Annotated in this window: 9 protein-coding genes; 6 read left to right on the top strand and 3 right to left on the bottom strand. The window is 59.4% G+C overall.

Annotation, left to right across the window (positions count from 1 at the left end):
- Window positions 1-99 precede the first annotated feature (99 nt).
- From I8J32_RS12220 to I8J32_RS12210, 3 genes are all read left to right on the top strand, one after another.
- Window positions 100-1,110, top strand: a complete 1,011-nt coding sequence (locus I8J32_RS12220) for an AraC family transcriptional regulator (protein WP_200612549.1) — start codon at window positions 100-102, stop codon at window positions 1,108-1,110.
- A gap of 1,510 nt (window positions 1,111-2,620) precedes the next feature.
- Window positions 2,621-3,310 carry a right-handed parallel beta-helix repeat-containing protein gene (locus I8J32_RS12215; RefSeq protein WP_207526587.1) on the top strand — a complete coding sequence of 230 codons (690 nt, stop codon included), beginning with the start codon at window positions 2,621-2,623 and terminating at the stop codon, window positions 3,308-3,310.
- Between the two features lie 128 nt (window positions 3,311-3,438).
- Entirely contained in the window at window positions 3,439-3,642 is a 204-nt protein-coding gene (locus I8J32_RS12210) for a hypothetical protein (protein WP_200612544.1), read from the top strand.
- Window positions 3,643-3,772: 130 nt separating this feature from the next.
- Here the strand turns inward: I8J32_RS12210 and I8J32_RS12205 are convergent, their stop codons facing one another.
- Window positions 3,773-6,322, bottom strand: a complete 2,550-nt coding sequence (locus I8J32_RS12205) for a protein kinase domain-containing protein (RefSeq protein WP_200612541.1) — start codon at window positions 6,320-6,322, stop codon at window positions 3,773-3,775.
- 451 nt (window positions 6,323-6,773) lie between these two features.
- Between I8J32_RS12205 and I8J32_RS12200 the strand changes: the two genes are divergently transcribed.
- Together I8J32_RS12200 and I8J32_RS12195 are read left to right on the top strand one after the other, a co-directional pair.
- Window positions 6,774-7,076, top strand: a complete 303-nt coding sequence (locus I8J32_RS12200; RefSeq protein ID WP_200612539.1) for a hypothetical protein — start codon at window positions 6,774-6,776, stop codon at window positions 7,074-7,076.
- A gap of 224 nt (window positions 7,077-7,300) precedes the next feature.
- Window positions 7,301-7,855 (top strand): ECF-type sigma factor, encoded by a 555-nt coding sequence (locus tag I8J32_RS12195; protein WP_200612536.1) that lies wholly within the window; start codon window positions 7,301-7,303, stop codon window positions 7,853-7,855.
- A 55-nt stretch (window positions 7,856-7,910) separates the two neighbouring features.
- On the opposite strand, the gene I8J32_RS12190 is transcribed toward I8J32_RS12195, so the two are convergent.
- Window positions 7,911-9,758, bottom strand: a complete 1,848-nt coding sequence (locus I8J32_RS12190; RefSeq protein WP_207526586.1) for a choice-of-anchor Q domain-containing protein — start codon at window positions 9,756-9,758, stop codon at window positions 7,911-7,913.
- Window positions 9,759-10,132: 374 nt separating this feature from the next.
- Complete coding sequence (locus tag I8J32_RS12185) at window positions 10,133-12,607, bottom strand: serine/threonine-protein kinase (protein ID WP_207526585.1); 2,475 nt, start codon at window positions 12,605-12,607, stop codon at window positions 10,133-10,135.
- A gap of 692 nt (window positions 12,608-13,299) precedes the next feature.
- Between I8J32_RS12185 and I8J32_RS12180 the strand changes: the two genes are divergently transcribed.
- Window positions 13,300-15,804: a membrane dipeptidase gene (locus I8J32_RS12180; RefSeq protein WP_200612529.1), complete on the top strand. Its 2,505-nt coding sequence runs from the start codon at window positions 13,300-13,302 to the stop codon at window positions 15,802-15,804.
- The last annotated feature ends 67 nt before the right edge of the window (window positions 15,805-15,871 follow it).

The following is a 15,871-nucleotide window of genomic DNA, read 5'->3' as shown; positions in this document are numbered from 1 at the left end:
GCTTTTTCGACTATAGGCAACCGGGATGCGCGGCTCTTGCCAAACGACGACAATGACTTGACATTTCATGACAGGTCCCCCGGCCCTCAGGACCGTTCCATGAGCAGCCTCATCCGTGCCGCCACGCTGAAGAACTATTTCGAAGTGGCGCAGCAGCTCGACCTCAATCCCCAGCCGTTGCTGCGCGCAGCCGGCCTGAGCCGGACCATGCTGACCGACCCCGAACGGCGCATTCCGGCCTCAGCCGTGCTGCGGCTGCTGGAGGATTCGGCGCGTCAGTCCGGATGCGACACGTTCGGGCTGCGCATGGCCGAGTCGCGGCAACTGTCGGACTTCGGTGTGGTCAGCCTGTTGCTGATCCACCAGCCCACTCTGCGCGACGCCCTGGTCACGACCATGAAGTACCGCCACCTGCTCAACGAGCTGTTGGCTATCCACGTGGAGGAAAGGGGACGGACCGTGGTCATCCGCGAGGAGTTCGTGACCGATTCCGGATTCACCTCATCGCGCCAGGCCATCGAACTGGCGCTGGGCGCCCTGTACCGCCTGTGCGGATTCCTGCTGGGCCCGCACTGGAAGCCGCATAGCGTGAATTTCACGCACGGCGCCCCCGAGAACCTGCTGATCCACCGCCGCGTGTTCCGCTGCCCCGCGGAATTCGACCGCGAGTTCAATGGCATCGTCTGCGAGGCCTCCGACCTCAACGCCCCCAACCCGTCCGCCGATCCGGCGATGGCCCTCTACGTCAAGCGCCTGGTGGAGGCGCTGCCGGCGCCCACCCGGAATTCCATCGCCACCGATATCCGCAAGGACCTCTACATCCTGATGCCGATGGGACAGGCGACCATCGAGCAGGTGGCGGTTGGACGCGGCATGAACGTGCGCACGCTGCAACGCCGGCTTGAAGAGGCCAACGAGACATTCTCCGATGTCCTGCATTCGGTCCGGACCCAGCTGGCCCTGCGCTACATGGAAAACCCCCAGTACTCGTTGCAGGTGGTCGGCCGCCTCCTGGGTTTTTCCTCTCCCAGTTCATTCACGCGCTGGTTCAGCGGCGCGTTCGGCATGGCCCCACGGGAATGGCGAAAGGAGTACCAGCAGCGCGGCTGAGCCGCCGCGCAAGACGGGTAGTTCCTGATATCCCCGGGCGCAAAAAAGGCCGGAACCCTGTGGGATTCCAGCCTGATTTGCACCACGTTGCAGCTTGAATTGGTGGAGGTGGGGGCTACTGAATCACTGCCGCAACAGGCATAATATCAATGCCAACTGCAGCTCGCACAACAGTGTTACCGTCATAGCTACCGCCAGCCTAGCTTGAGACCGCGCGCCCCCTCTTGTTGGAGCCGAAGGCCCTGGCACCTCCAGCCGCAAGTGAAGCCCAGCAAGTTCGCAAGGCGGGGAGGCCACGTCCGCCTGCTCGCAACATCCCGCCGAGATTGGACGCTTTCAGGGAGTGACAAGAATTGCAACGCCTTCACCAACTACTTCCCGGTAGGGCAACCTTCTCTGTTTTCGCTTGCAATTACTTCAACATGCCTACCGCTTGGGTGAGCGGCCCGCATCCGGGCGAGGAAGTCTTCACGACTAGGCAGAGACTCCCCCGACGGTCGCACCGTGAATGACGCTCCGCTCAAGGGACTGGGATATTTGTAGCCCTCAAACAGAAACCAGTCCTCAATGTACAGACACGGATCCTGCCCCCCCCTTGACGAAAATGGCGCCGCGCTTGATGCCGTCTTGAATGACGTCATGCACGCCCCATGCGATCTGTGCCTGGCATACCCCTCCCACCAGAATCGATGCCACTGCTGCGACCATTAATACATTGACCACCTAGATCGATTGAACTGCTTGTTTCGAACTGACTTCTGTCAGCACCCTTGCGCCCATGCAAGCTACAGCAGCTTCTTGGTAGCGCCCTCCTCTTTACGGTGACAAGTGCACATGCCCGCCAGCGCCCACGTGGCCGGAGGCATGCCAGTGGCAAATGGAGGTCGAGAAAATGGCTTGGACGCCTTTTGGCCAAAGCGCAAATGGACAGCGGAGCGTCCAACGGACCTCCGTGGAGCTCACCTTGTCGAGCGCTGGGTTTGCCGGCTCAGAATCTCCCTCAAATGCTTTCGGCCACCAGTCAATCCGGCTGGCAACCGCGCAAACCCGCCGAGCGCGTGCCCGTACTTCGTCGAGCCCGTGCCCGTACTTCAAAGCGAGCGCGACCTGCTGCGCCTGCCTCATCGAGCAAGAAACACATATCGGGACAGCTCCCCAGCCATAGAAATCAGGACGCGACGCCTGGGCAACCTTAAGACAAAGTCAGCCTCCTACCCCACCCAGTGGCTCGATCCGAGTGGCGACCCCGCTGCAGAATGGCGTACTGGCAACTTGGGCCGGCACGGCGGCTTGCCTCCATTCATCACCCACACCTCCACAGACCTGGAAAACTCATGCGCCTATCGCCGAGCACCACCATTGTCATTCTATTGGCCCTTTCCCCTTTCGCGGGCCCGGCCCAAGCCGGCCGCAGCTACGACAACTGCACAGGCTTCATCGACTCCCTACCGCCACGGTTGACGCGCAAGGCACGTGGTGCCTGCGCCATGACCTGAGTACAGCTATTACCATGGGCAACGCCATCACGATCGCCAACAATAACGTCACCATCGACTGCAATGACTTCAAGGTCGGCGGGCTGCAGGCAGGCGCAGGTACGCAGACCAATGGCATCTACGCCATGAATCGGCCAAACATCACCGTGCGGAACTGCAACGTCCGTGGCTTCTATCGCGGGATCAACCTTGAAGGTTCGAGCGGCCATGTAGTCGAGGACAACCGCCTCGAAGGAAATACGTTTCTTGGAGCGAGTGTACGGGCCTATGGTTCAGTGGTAAGGCGAAACCAGATGCTGAACACCGGCGGCACTACCAACAACCCGGCCGAACGGGCGCTATCCACCCGCTACGGGGTGGATGTGCTGGACAATCTCATTGATGGAGTCTTCTCCCGAGTGGGCAGCAACAAGCCGGTTTACGGCATTGAAATTGGCTCGAGCCCGAGTGTCACTGTCGCGGGCAATCGGGTTCGCAACCTGAAGCCGGACGGCACCGGGACCGGGAGCGTCAATGGCATATTCATCAACTCCAGTCTGCGAGCAGCCATCATCGACAACCACGTTACTCACACCGAAACCAAAGGGATCGGCATCAAGTGCATCAGTAGTGGGGCGCGGGTAAAAGACAACGTGGTCGGCGGCTTCGAGTCTCAACTCGCGGGCTGCAATGACTCAGGCGGAAACGACTTGTTCCCCTATTAATGCGAGTGGCGGCAGGATCGAACGGATAGCGTATCCAGTAACAAGAAGGAACTTAGGGCGAAGTGTTAATTTGCCAGCGGATCGTCAATGAGGAAATCCCCTTCCCCGTTCGAACTTTGGGTACGACTATGAACAAGGTCAAGCTGCACAATCCGCAACATTGGACCGAGGAGCGGCTGTACGCCTATGCGAATGCTGGACCGGAGCGAAACACCCACTTCGCGTCGGTTCGGCCTGGGGTGGTTGTGGACCGGATAACGGACGGCGGGGAAGAGCCCACGCAACAGATCGGCGAGCCCGATTCATGGGGCGTGCGAATCCAGCTCTGGTAATGCGCGACGGTCTTAGCCGCCAGGCCGACCCATCCCGCAGGGGAAAGCTGAGCGGGGCGATACATTGGCCTGCAACGCAAAAGGGAGTCGGCAAAAACCAGCCCGGGACAAATCGCCTGGCAGCCAGCAACTATGTTGATTGACTTGCTTCTCGAAGTGCCTGGACCAGAGGGTGCGCATCACCATAGATTCGCCGTGCCATAGCTAGCGCTTCAATCCGCACGCGCTTTGCTTCATCCTTCGCCCCCTTGCTCTCCAAGATTTCAGCTAGCCATGGCTTGAGCTGCACCATCTCTTCGGCGGACGAACTGGAATCTTGAGCCAACTTTGACTGGACCTCCCGCAAGATACGCTCCGACTCACCATTCTTCTTTGGCGCAACCTTGAATGCCGTATAGCTTGCCATCCCGCGGGCGAGAAGGGTCATGGGGGAATCTGGACCGCGGATCTTGCTCATTCCACTCGCAGCGAGCTTTGCTTCCTTCTTGGCATCCAGAAAACGCCCCCAGCGGAGATAGAGCTCCGCTCGGTACAGATTGATGTATGGGCGAATCTTCCCGGGATCATCTGGCCCCGCTACAGATTCAGCCTTTGCCAGAAGTCGCTGCGCCTCCTCATAACGCCCTTGATTGAATGTTGCGACTCCGAGCTGCGTGAGTGCGTTGGCTATCCCAAAATGGCCTGGAGCTAACGACGCTTCCGCCACGGAAAGCGCCTGCTCAGCAACCGCCTGCGCCTCTTCGTATCTCCCCAGTTTCGTCAGAGTCGATGCAAGGCCATTCAGGGGCAATACGCTTCGTGGGTTTCCCGCCCCAACCGAACGCTCCAGCATTAAAAGAGACTGCCGATAGCTTCGTTCCGCGTCGGCGAAGCGATCCAGGGCAACCTCGGTGACTGCAATGTTCTGGTGATCCATCGCCAAATCGGCGAGGTCGAATGAGTCGAGCGCCTGCCTATCAACGAGAATCTGCTGACGAATCTGCAGGGACTCCAAGCTGCGACCGCGCTTGTTGAGTGAGTGAGCGAGAGCGGTCATAGCCGAAATTCGGTCGCGCGCCCAGGCCGGATCGCCGGCCGTCAAGGCTAACATCTCGCGTGCAACTGGTTCTGCCTCCTGAGTTTGGCCGGCGGAGTTGAGCAAGGTCGCCTGCGTCGCAAGCAGCTTTGGCAGCACGCCTCTTGCATCTGGAGAGTCTAGTCGCCGAAGTTCTTCGACGGACTTCGTGTGCAGCGGGAGGGCGCGCGCTGGCCCTTCAAGATGTTCAAGGCTTTGCGCAATTGCAGCCCGAACCTGAGCACGCGCTTCGGGAACACCTTCGAGCCCACTATCAACCTGCCGCGCAGCCCACTCGAGATAGTCGCTCGCCGACAACACGGATCCACGCGCGGGCTCGGTAGGATCTGTACGCGCGATTAGGTCAAGCAAGAAGTCCCGCGTCAATTCCGCACGCCTCGCCTCTTGGGTCGCGACTTTTGCGGCGGCGACTGCTAGATCTCGCTCAGACTCTACGCGCGTCACTCCGAGCGTGACAACAACTGTCAAGACAACAGAGGCTATTGCAGCGATCAAAGTGGCAGGAAGATTTCGACGCAGCAGACGGGAGATGCGATAGAGGCGCCCACCGTGCCTCGCGACTACGGGACGCCCCGCCAGGTAGGCGGCAAGATCGGTTTGCAGCGCGTCAGCAGAGTGGTAGCGCTGGTCCGGATCCTTTGCCAGGGCCTTCCTGACGATTGCATTCAGATCGCCCCTGAGCTGCTTACGTACCGCTCGAACTTTGGCTGATGTGTACCAGATTGGCTCGCCCGTCTTGGCGCCACCACGTGCGGCCATATCGAAGGCCTGCTGTAGTTGCAACGGCTCTTCCTCTGTAACCGCACGACTCCATGCAATAGGGCTCCCTGGATCGGCGCGATAGGGCTTATTGCCTGTTAGCACGTAGAAAATAAGAACGCCCGTTTGATAAATATCGGTTGGAACCGATAATGGCCGCCCGTGAAACTGCTCGGGGGCTGCGTACAACGGCGTCATGGGACCAGGGCTGGCCTCATTGGTCAAATCGGATGCGCCCCCCAACGACTTGGCAATGCCGAAATCGAGCAACTTTACCTCACCGCCTTGCCGTGTGACAAAAACGTTTGACGGCTTGATGTCCCGGTGGATCACTAGATTCCGATGAGCACTTCCAAGAGCGGTTACAACGCGCTGGAGTAGGCGAACTCGGTCCGCAACGGAATCAACGTAATCCTTGCAGTACTGAGTAATCGGCACACCATCGATATACTCCATGGTGAAGTACAAGATTCCGTCGTCGGTTTCCCCAGCGTCATAGATTTGTGCTATCCCGGGGTGGTGAAGCTGAGCCAGGATGTCGCGCTCTTGGAGGAAGCGCTCGCGTACCGTTAGATATGCGCCCCTGTCGCGCACCAGCTTCAGCGCTACATCGCGATCCAGCTTCTGTGTCCTGTGACGAGCACGGTACACGGCCCCCATTCCGCCGGATCCGATAAGCTCCAACAGCAGATAAGGCCCGACCTCCCGCCCCACCAGACCTGCATCGACCTCAGCGCGGTGATGCTCCTGCGTGGCCTGTTGCGAAGATTGCTCGTCCAGCATTCGTCCGAACAATCGTCCGAGCAGTGCACCACCCGGGTCCAAGGGGATTTGCCGAAGGCTCATGGCCGTCCCCAATAGTTAACACTCTCAATCATTCTACGGCCGCTCACTTTACTCAGCTCGATGTCACCCAATCGGGTGACGCCTACCCTCTTGACGCCTGCGCACCCAATTCCGCCTCAGCCAAGGTGCCTCGCATCTTGACTCACATTTCATTGGCGATCGACGCTCCGCGATCAAGACGCAGGAGCTTGATAGCCAAGCCATCGAATCCACATCAACCGAGAGGTGAACGAGATTGATCGAGATGGGAACGCGACACGCAGCGCTCGCTAGGTCCAGGACGATCTTGCATTCAAGCTAACGGCAGCACCACCCCAGGCCCAATCCAACACTCCCGCGCACCAATCAATCTCCAACCGCCATACGCGCTCGTATCGTATTGATCCAATGGCGGATTTACAAATCTTTGGTCGTAGTAATACGCAATCTCCACGAACAAGGTCACGCACTCATGAGCGTCTCCGCAAGTCATCCGGCACTTCCTGAAACCAGCGCAAGCACTTATCGAGTCAGTGTCCACGAGCGCAACTTCGACGGGCGCGTGGTCGCCAAGTACGAAGACATCAAATGCGCAGCAACCGCCGCGACTGCTGGCATCACACGAGCCGAGCGGCATTCGCAGTTGCACAATGTGGACGTGACGTTTCTGATCATGAATGACGATGGCGCGGTAGTGCTTCTAGGGTCCTTCTCAGCGAAGCGGTCAAATCGCCCACAGGAGAGCCACCTAGCTCAGGGGGCTCTCAGCGCCTGAGTGAAGCCTTTGTACGACCCCCAGCTCCTTCGCGGATGACATGGATTTCCCAGTCGATAGGCCGGCCTTTAGTTTTTAAGCACAAACCGTGCCACATGAGGGGCCTGACGCTTCTTTTTCAACTCGCCGCTCTATAAACTGCTGGCTGACATCTCTCCGCAATTGGAGATACGCTACGGCGTAACACCGTCCCGCGCAGTGGCGGCCGTGCCCCGAGGTTGGCTATGAATGAAGGCGAATTCACCGAGTTGCTCGTCGCATCGCGTTCGGGCGATCAGGTGGCATGGTCGTCACTTGTACGGCTGGTGTACACAGATCTTCAGCGCCTCGCGCGACGCCAGCGATCGCACAATGCGATTCCAACCACTCTTGGAACAACGGGACTTGTACACGAAAGCTACATGCGTCTAGCCGGGACAGGCAAGGATCACATAGAGAATCGAAAGCATTTCTTGAATTTGGCAAGTCGAATCATGCGCCAGGTTCTCTGTGATTACGCGCGCCTGCGCCTCAGAGACAAACGCGGAGGCGGCGTCAAGCATGAGGAGCTGACCGACATTGAAGTGGAAGAGCAAAGTGAGGCCCAGAACCTCATCTGGATAGACGAACTACTGACCAAGCTCGAGGCCGAAAATCCCACCTGGGCCCGCGTCGTTGAATGCCGGTTCTTTACGGGACTAACCGACGACGAAACGGCTGAGGCGCTGGGGTTGACCCTCCGCACAGCACAGCGGAACTGGCATGATGCACGAAAGTGGCTAGCCGATCATCTTGAGTAGCGAATTCACTGGCCCTTACGGGGGCGCATCAATGACCCAAGCGAACAACCGACTCCTACAAATTGACTGTAAACGTGGAGGTAGCCGTGGCCGATAGAGTGCCGTATGTGGCCATCGTCGAGAGCCGATACGTACCAATGGAGCTGGGTCCCGTGCCGGAGATGAAGGACACCTGTGCGTAGCCGTTACTATCGGTTTTGGCGTTCAAGATTACTTTGTTCACTCTATTCGGCTTAAGAGCGGTGAACGTTAAGCTAGCACCAGAGAGTGGAAACCCACCTCTCAACACGCGCGCAGTGATCGACACTATTTCGCCCGCCCTGTAAGTCAATTTGCTCGTGCTGACCGACTCCGCCAGTGCAGAGGTAGCAACGGCCTGCACCTCGTACGCACCCACGTCATTTGCCGCACCGAACGGACGCGGCGCCAGGAGGAAGTCGGCAGTCATCCCGCTGATCATCGGCGCCTTGTCGACCACCGGGCTGCCGGCGAGCGGCTCGGCATCGAACGACGCCAGCGTCATGTTGGTCAGCTTCGGATCCTGCGTGCAGGTCGTGCCGGTCGGGCAGGTGCGCACTTTCCAGCCCATATTGCCGGAGAACGACTTGGCCGCCGGCGCGCCGCCGGCCGTCATCAGGGTCTGCGTGGAGGTGCTGGCGTAGTACGGGAAGCCCACCACCAAGTTGTTCTGGATGTAGACCTTGTCCGTCGAGGCGCCTTCGCCGTAGGCGATCTGCGCATCGCCTTCGCCGGCGATGGTGTTGTGGCGAAGGGTTGCGACGTCGTTGCCCGTCAGGATAAGCAGCACCGAACTGCCGTAGGCGCGGCAGAGGTCACCCGTGGCCATGTAGTACTTGCCACGGAAGTAGGTGCAATGACCCACCATCACCGAGTTCTCGATGAGCGAGTTGCCCTTGACCTTGACCTGGTTGCCGGCGTTGGCGACCGAGTAGATGCGTCGCAGGGTCACCTTCGTGCTATCGGCGCCGTCCATGTAGCGCAGGTCCAGGCCGTCGGAGGTGTTGTGGTGGATGAAGGCGTCTTCGATCAGCCACTGGCCGCCGGTGTCGACCGTGCCGAAGCCGTCGCCATAGCCGCCGGTCGTCTGCGCCCAGCACGCCCAGGCTTCGCCCGTGGCGACCTTCTCGCCACAGCCGTTCCACGCGATCTCGATATCGCGCAGGACCATCTGGCCGGAGTTGGATCCGCCGGAGCTGACGTTGCCGTCCCAGCCCGCGCTGCCGTTCTTGTTCATCTTGACGCGCTCGAGCGTCCAGTTTTTCAGGCCGCCGGCATTGAAGGCGTTCTTGCCCATGCCGTGGATGTTGAGGTCGTGCAGGTACACGTTGCCCGAGGCAGCGGCGTACACGCCCACGCGCGCCCACGGCATGGAGCTGGTGCAGGTGGCGGCGGAATTGGAATGGTTGTAGACGCAGTCGCTGTTGTCGGTGATCTCGAGGTTGCCGATCTCGACGTTCGAGCTGCCGTCCAGGTTGATCACGCGATGCGTGCCGGCGACGCCGACCAGCCTGGTGCCGGCCTTGCCCAGGATGCGGGTGCGCGAGGTCGCGCTCGGGCCGCTGGGGACCTTCTGCATGTAGCCGCCGCTGCCGATCTGGTAGGTACCGGCGCCGATCATCAGGGTGTCACCACCCGCGATGCGCGCGGTGCCCGAGTTGGGCAGGGCGATGTCGGGATTCTTCCAGGCGCAGTTCTGCGCAGTACCGCTGCCTGGATAGGCAGCATCGACGCGGCCGTTGCACTGGGCGGAGTCGCCACCACCGATACGAACATAGAAAGTTGAAGCGCTTGCGGAACTTAGGGCGGCCAAACAAAACGAAGGCAGCGTTAGCAAAAGCAATACCTTGCACGACTTGCTGCTGCAGGTGTAAGCAGAAAACATTGGTTGAGACACCTCCAAGTACTTCAACTCAGATCTATCCTTCCTTCGAACCGAAAGCGACCGTTCTTAACGCGCTTGCCAAATCCACGTCATGTCAAACTCAAGAATCGCCATCACCCGTAGCCACCATGAAGACAAGCATTTCATGAACCATCGCCTGACCGGTGAAATCAGAAATGCATTGCTACGGAGATGCATTACCGAGCACCACCACATCTGGTACGACATTTGATCGGACACGTCCGCCATAGCGCCCCACTCGCTCATCTCTTGGAAGCACGATCACCATGCAGCGCCAGGTAGACGCGTCGCGGCGCGAACCGTTCAGCCCCCGACTCGATAGGTGGTGTGCGCGCAGCACGGCGCGCTAACAGCTACTTTTCGAAATGAGTTTGCTCAGGACCGATTAGCTGAACACTGGTCACCAATGGATGCGACTGCCCGAATGCATTCGCCAGCCATTCTTTGGCCAGTAGTCGAGCAGCGGTAGCTTCGGATACCCTGCCTTTAGCCAACGCCATTTCGCTCAAGGACGTATCAATCCCAGCCCTCAGTACCGCATAGTCGAAGACTCTGTCTCCATGAAGCGCCGCCCTCGCTCTGAGGAGGTGAACCTTCGCTTCATTCGAATCACCGCGCTTTCTCAGTATCTCGCCAATCAAGGCGTCGACTTCAGCCGTTCTAATGGCGCGTGGCCCATAAACCCTTCGCATTCGCTCGTATGCCTGCCAAGCCAATCCGAGGCTTTCATAAACATCACCTTGCATGGCGCGAATCCGACCTAGGGAGTATTGATTTCTGGCTATCTCCACGCCATTGGGGGCCACACTAATCTGCGCCGCTCTTAGCGCTTTTCTCGCGATCAGTTCGGCCCGATCCAGGTCTCCTTTATCTGCGTAAAACTGCGCCACATACTGCGCATCAGCCGCAAAGTGGGGCCCACTCTTGCCGTTGTCTGCATTTTCTAGAGTCACCAGCGCTCCGTCGTAGTACCTCGCGGCCTCCGCGTACCTCCCCTGCAACTGCAGCGCTCGCGCCAGGTAGAACTGAGCAGCATGTTTCCTCTGAAGACGATCTCCGTCAAACACGTCTGGTCGTAGCAGCACTCCTCGAAAGTAGTCCTCAGCCTCCTTCCGTCCCCCCATCTCGGCTTCAACGCTCCGCAAGTAGGTCATTTCTGACAGAACTCGTGGGTCATCATGCCCGTAGATCCTAGCCATTGCCGCAGTGCACTTCTTGAGTTCATCCAGTGCTGATCGCCCCTCGAGTCGTCCAAGCCGCCACCGTGCATGGCGGCGCATGGCCTCAACATGCTCTGGACTTCCAGCACCAAAGTGATGCTGACTCGTAGATATTGCCGCCTTCAAGGCCTCACCGGCGCGACGGTGATCTCCTATCGTGGCTGCCACCTGGGCCACCAATGTTTCGACGCGAAATCGAACCAGCGGGGAATCGACGTCGTAGCCGTCTAGCAGATCTTCAACCTCGCGAAGAAGCGACGAAACACTTTCTGGCTCACTCAGGTACGCATTCACAAGTGCAAGATTGGCAAGTGATTCGGCCACCAGGATCTTGGCTTTGGGCCCAAGATCTCTGCGAACTTCAATTGCCCTTGAAAGCATCTCGCTTGCATCGTGATATCGGCCAGAGTAGTAGTACGCCATTCCGAGACCATCAAGAACGGCTCCTCTCACCTCTGGCTTGACGTTCCTTTCACGCGTTGCTCGTTCACGAGCGCGATCCAGAACCTGATTGGCCGGCGGATCATGCGATGCCGGAGCATCGAATATCTCGATAAAGAAGCGCACGACCTCTCGGGTCCGCTGCTCCTCTTGCAGGGCGGCATCACGCTCTTTGGCTATCTTTCCTGTCGCCGCGATCAGAACTACGGACACGGACAACGCCCCAAGCACCCCCACCGCTGTTGGCACCCACCGCCGTCGCAGGAAGAGCAACAAGCGAATCACCCAGGACACTTCAACTCCTATTGCAGGCTTATCCCCAATCAATAGGCCAAGGTCGCTGGCTAGCTCCGAGACGGTCTGGTAGCGCGCACCTGGATCCGCATGAGTGGCCCGCCCGACGATTGCTTCAAGGCTCGCCCGGGTGACGAATGGCATTCTGGTGTCAGCGACAGATGCCGCTTGTCCGTCCGCCTTCGAGAGTGTGAGTTTTGATATCAGACGGCCAAGCGCGTAAATGTCATCGGCTGTCGTCGGAAGATCACCGCGACACTGCTCTGGACTCCCAAACCCCGGGGTAAACCCCCTTGATGCTTCTCTACTGCCGTCCAAGGTGGTGGATATCCCGAAGTCGAGCAAGCGAATGTTCCCGCCACCATCCACGAGAATATTATCTGGCTTCAAGTCACGGTGAAGTACAAGGCGGCTGTGCGCATGCTGAACTGCCGAGCAAGCAGCAATAATAAGCGTCAACACCTGCTGCCACGCCAGACCGCTTGTCCGGCACCATTGGTCTATGGGCTCACCTTCAACGAACTCCATTGCCAGCCATGGCAAACCGCAGTCTGTTTCACCAGCATCAAGTATTCGAGAGATACCTGCGTGATTGAGCTGCCCGAGGATGTTTCGCTCGCGGCGGACTAACGCGCCCCAAGAGGCACCTCCACATCCGACCTTTAACGCAACGGTTTGTGCGAACACGCCGTCGTCTCGCTCAGCACGGTAGACCACGCTGGACCCGCCCCTAGCAAGCTCGCGTTCAACCCGGTACTTGCCAATTTTGGTTCCCGGAGGGATCTCAGGATGTTGGTCCATCCCCTTTATCAGCCGCCGAAACAAGCGTCCTTGAATGCCGCCGCTCGGCCTAAGAAACGAAGCCTTTTCCATTTTCCGTCGTGAACTGTGGCCTAGGGTTAAGGACGGCTTTCGCCCCAAGACTCCGCCTCCAGACCTCGCCTCCCTCGGTACACCCGATTCGTTTGCTGGGGGGGGCGCCGTGCTCAATTGCAGAATCCGCAACTCAAAGGACCTTGACTTGCGCTTCTCATCCGGAATGTTGGTGGCGGAGAACTTTTCAGTTGCTCGTATGTAGATGATGCGAGCCTGCTCTCCCTCGCGACAAAACTCCCTCACCTGAGAGGGCGAGCCGACCTTCGCAGTTCTTCTAACGTTATAGGTGCCAAGGAGTGACGGAAATGACCTGATCCAGCGCGAGTAGATGCACGTACGTGTACCGGCCGCTCCAAGGCGCTTCCTCCCCTAGCGTCCTGCTGGGCGGTCGGTACACCCTGATGCCTCTGCGCGCACCTTGTGCCCGCCATAGAACAGGCTCCGGATTCGCTGCAGTTGACCGGTCGCCCCCAAGGCTCCGAAGCCTAGGAGGGGTGGCCGGTCGCACCCGCCGTACCATCGTCCCGCCCCCCCAATGGTTGGCGGACTCTGCACCTGGACGTCGTACCTAAAGTTCGATGGGGCCCTAGGCGGCAGGCAGACTGCGGCTTGGGCGCCCCCCGAAGTCAGGCGTTGCCCCTCTGCGGGCGCGGTCCACGGCACAACTGAGTCAGGACGGGGAAGGTCTCATGATTGCAACCACTGGGGGCTGCCTGCGCGCAGCACTATATGCAGCCGCAGCATTTCTTACGCTGTGGCGGCCCGCGCTGGCCTGTACCGACAGCAAGGTCCTATGGGACTTCGAGAACGGAAGCGAATCCGGATGGACGAGCACCGGCGCTGCTTTCATCGGACAGCCTATGAGCGGAGCAGCCTACCGGGTGCAGGATGTCCTAAACAGCCGCCAATCCTGGCCATTTCCCACTCCGCCGCGCGGCAGAGCCTGGAACACGGCGATCCACCATGGCTTCCGCGACAACGGCTGGATCAGCAGTGGATTTATTCGTCCGAGTTCGAGTGGATCGGTTGCAGAATCCAGCACAGGCAGCTCCGGGCGAACGGGCCAACTCACAAGTGATCCTTTTACAATTTCATGCCGCTACCTGACGTTCCTGATCAGCGGCAAGAAGGACCCGGCCAAACTGCGGGTCCAGCTCCTGGTCAGAGACGACGCTGGATCGCTCTCATACCGCGACGGTCGCTATAGCCGCGTAGCGCTGGCCACTGGCAGGAATCATCCCATGATGCGCCGGGACTGGTTCGATGCAAATAGCTACCGGGGCCAGACTGCGCGCCTGGAAATTGTCGACCAGGACACCGATCCACAGCTCGGACACATCAACGTGGACGACTTCCGCGTTCAGGACGTCTATCCCCCGCAGCAGACGAACAAGCTTGGAACGCAGAGCGTCCCTGCGATCGTAGCAGCACCACAGCCCCTCGCCTCGCCGAATCCTCTGGAGAACGGCTGGGTAGATCGAGACGCCCCAATCTGGGGACTTGTGGACCTGCATACCCACCCCATGGCCCACCTTGGATTTGGCAAGCACGTTGTCCACGGGGCGCCGGATATCGGCAGCCTGGTGCCAGCGGGAACCCGCGACTGCAATGAAACCGATTTCAGGAGCCGGACCATCTACGACGCACTCGGGCATGACAACTCTACACATGGAGGCGCCGGCGTCGACAATCCTTGCGGCAACTATATTCGCAATGCCGCCATTCGGATTCTAGATGCGGCCAACGAAGCTAGCTCCAACCACGGTGCCGACAAGCTGGGTGTCGGCAAACAGCCCGGCGTAGCCTTCTCCGCCTGGCCGGCGCACGACGACATCACGCATCAGCAGATGTGGTTCGAGTGGATCAAACGCGCTCGAGACGGCGGCTTGCGCGTCCTGGTCGCATTGGCCATCAACAACAAGACCATTGCGGACATATCGATCGGAAACGAACCAAAGACGGACTACGACTCCGCGCGCTTGCAGATCGACGAGCTGAAGCTGTTTGTGGCTCGCCATTCAGATTTCATGGAGGTCGCCTACACGCCAACAGATCTGCGCAGAATCGTGCGCTCTGGAAAGCTCGCCGTCGTAGTTGGGGTGGAAATCGACAGCCTGCTGCCGCCCCTACCTGTGGGGTCGTCCGCCGTAAAGATGGAAGTCATTGAAGCTCGGATTCAGGCGTTGGTCGATCGCGGCGTTCGCTACCTATTTCCGATCCATCTCCTGAACAATGCAGTCGGTGGAACGGCCACCTATGTCGACGTGTTCAATGCTTCCAACCGACTAGAACGTGGCGAGTTCTGGCAGCTCGAATGCGCGCCGGAAGGGTCCAAGATCAGCTATCGATTTGGAATTCCCGGACCCGCTCTCGAACTGATGGAGTTTGCGCTGGCCGTTGCCGATGACGGCGGTGCAGGCGTTCCCCAGATTCCCAGCTGCGTTGGTGGGTCCGGCCACCGCAATACCAAAGGACTCAGCGATCTCGGCACGACTGTCCTGACCCGTCTCATGCGACGGGGCCTCCTGCTAGACATCGACCATATGTCGGAGCGCAGCGCCAATGCCACGATCGCGCTGGCACAGCAGTTTGGCTATCCGCTCAACTCGGGACACAACGAGCCACGAGCGCACACTTGGAACCAACGCGCAGCAGGGCGGGCCGTTACGCCGAACGAGAACAACAGGACCGATGCCCAGCTCTCCGCCTTGCGGAACCTCGGCGGCATGTTCGGAGTAGGCTGGGGTGGCACCGATGCCTGCACCTACAAGGATCGCCTTACCTACGCGCTGAACCAAATGCAGCGTCACCAGGTGGGTCTCGGCTCCGACGTCAATGGTTTGATAGTCCATCCGGCGCCGCGCTTTGGCGCCCGCGCCAGCCCGACGGGCGGCTGCTCATCGAACAAACTCACCTACGAAGCAGGAGCGTTCCACGGGCCCGAACAAGCCGTGAGCCCGGACTCCAGCACAGTTGACGACGGAGCACTGAAAGTCTGGAACTACAACAATGAGGGCATGGCCCACTACGGCCTCCTGCCAGACTTTCTCGAAGATCTCAACAACGTGGGGACCGATCTGGCGCCCCTGTATGGCGGCGCGGAATCGTTCGCCCGGATGTGGGAGCAGTCGTTGCGAGCATCGGCGTGCGTTTCGGACGCTGGGTCTCCTTCCCCGAGCGACTGCACGCTCTGAACAGGCGCGCTCAGCGTAAGTAACGCCCTACCCCGTCACCCACGAAGGGGCCGTGATTGCACCAGCG

Origin of the sequence: Lysobacter solisilvae, from assembly GCF_016613535.2 — a bacterium.
GTDB classification, from domain to species: domain Bacteria; phylum Pseudomonadota; class Gammaproteobacteria; order Xanthomonadales; family Xanthomonadaceae; genus Agrilutibacter; species Agrilutibacter solisilvae.
The sequence above is the reverse complement of the archived record's forward strand: the minus strand, read 5'-3'. Positions and strand labels throughout refer to the sequence as shown.

What these genes read in the sequence shown, in the direction of transcription:
- I8J32_RS12190 (WP_207526586.1), bottom strand. Translation starts at nt 9,758, where the DNA reads ATGTTTTCTGCTTACACCTGCAGCAGCAAGTCGTGCAAGGTATTGCTT.
- I8J32_RS12200 (WP_200612539.1), top strand. Translation starts at nt 6,774, where the DNA reads ATGAGCGTCTCCGCAAGTCATCCGGCACTTCCTGAAACCAGCGCAAGC.
- I8J32_RS12180 (WP_200612529.1), top strand. Translation starts at nt 13,300, where the DNA reads ATGATTGCAACCACTGGGGGCTGCCTGCGCGCAGCACTATATGCAGCC.
- I8J32_RS12210 (WP_200612544.1), top strand. Translation starts at nt 3,439, where the DNA reads ATGAACAAGGTCAAGCTGCACAATCCGCAACATTGGACCGAGGAGCGG.
- I8J32_RS12195 (WP_200612536.1), top strand. Translation starts at nt 7,301, where the DNA reads ATGAATGAAGGCGAATTCACCGAGTTGCTCGTCGCATCGCGTTCGGGC.
- I8J32_RS12205 (WP_200612541.1), bottom strand. Translation starts at nt 6,322, where the DNA reads ATGAGCCTTCGGCAAATCCCCTTGGACCCGGGTGGTGCACTGCTCGGA.
- I8J32_RS12215 (WP_207526587.1), top strand. Translation starts at nt 2,621, where the DNA reads ATGGGCAACGCCATCACGATCGCCAACAATAACGTCACCATCGACTGC.
- I8J32_RS12220 (WP_200612549.1), top strand. Translation starts at nt 100, where the DNA reads ATGAGCAGCCTCATCCGTGCCGCCACGCTGAAGAACTATTTCGAAGTG.
- I8J32_RS12185 (WP_207526585.1), bottom strand. Translation starts at nt 12,607, where the DNA reads ATGGAAAAGGCTTCGTTTCTTAGGCCGAGCGGCGGCATTCAAGGACGC.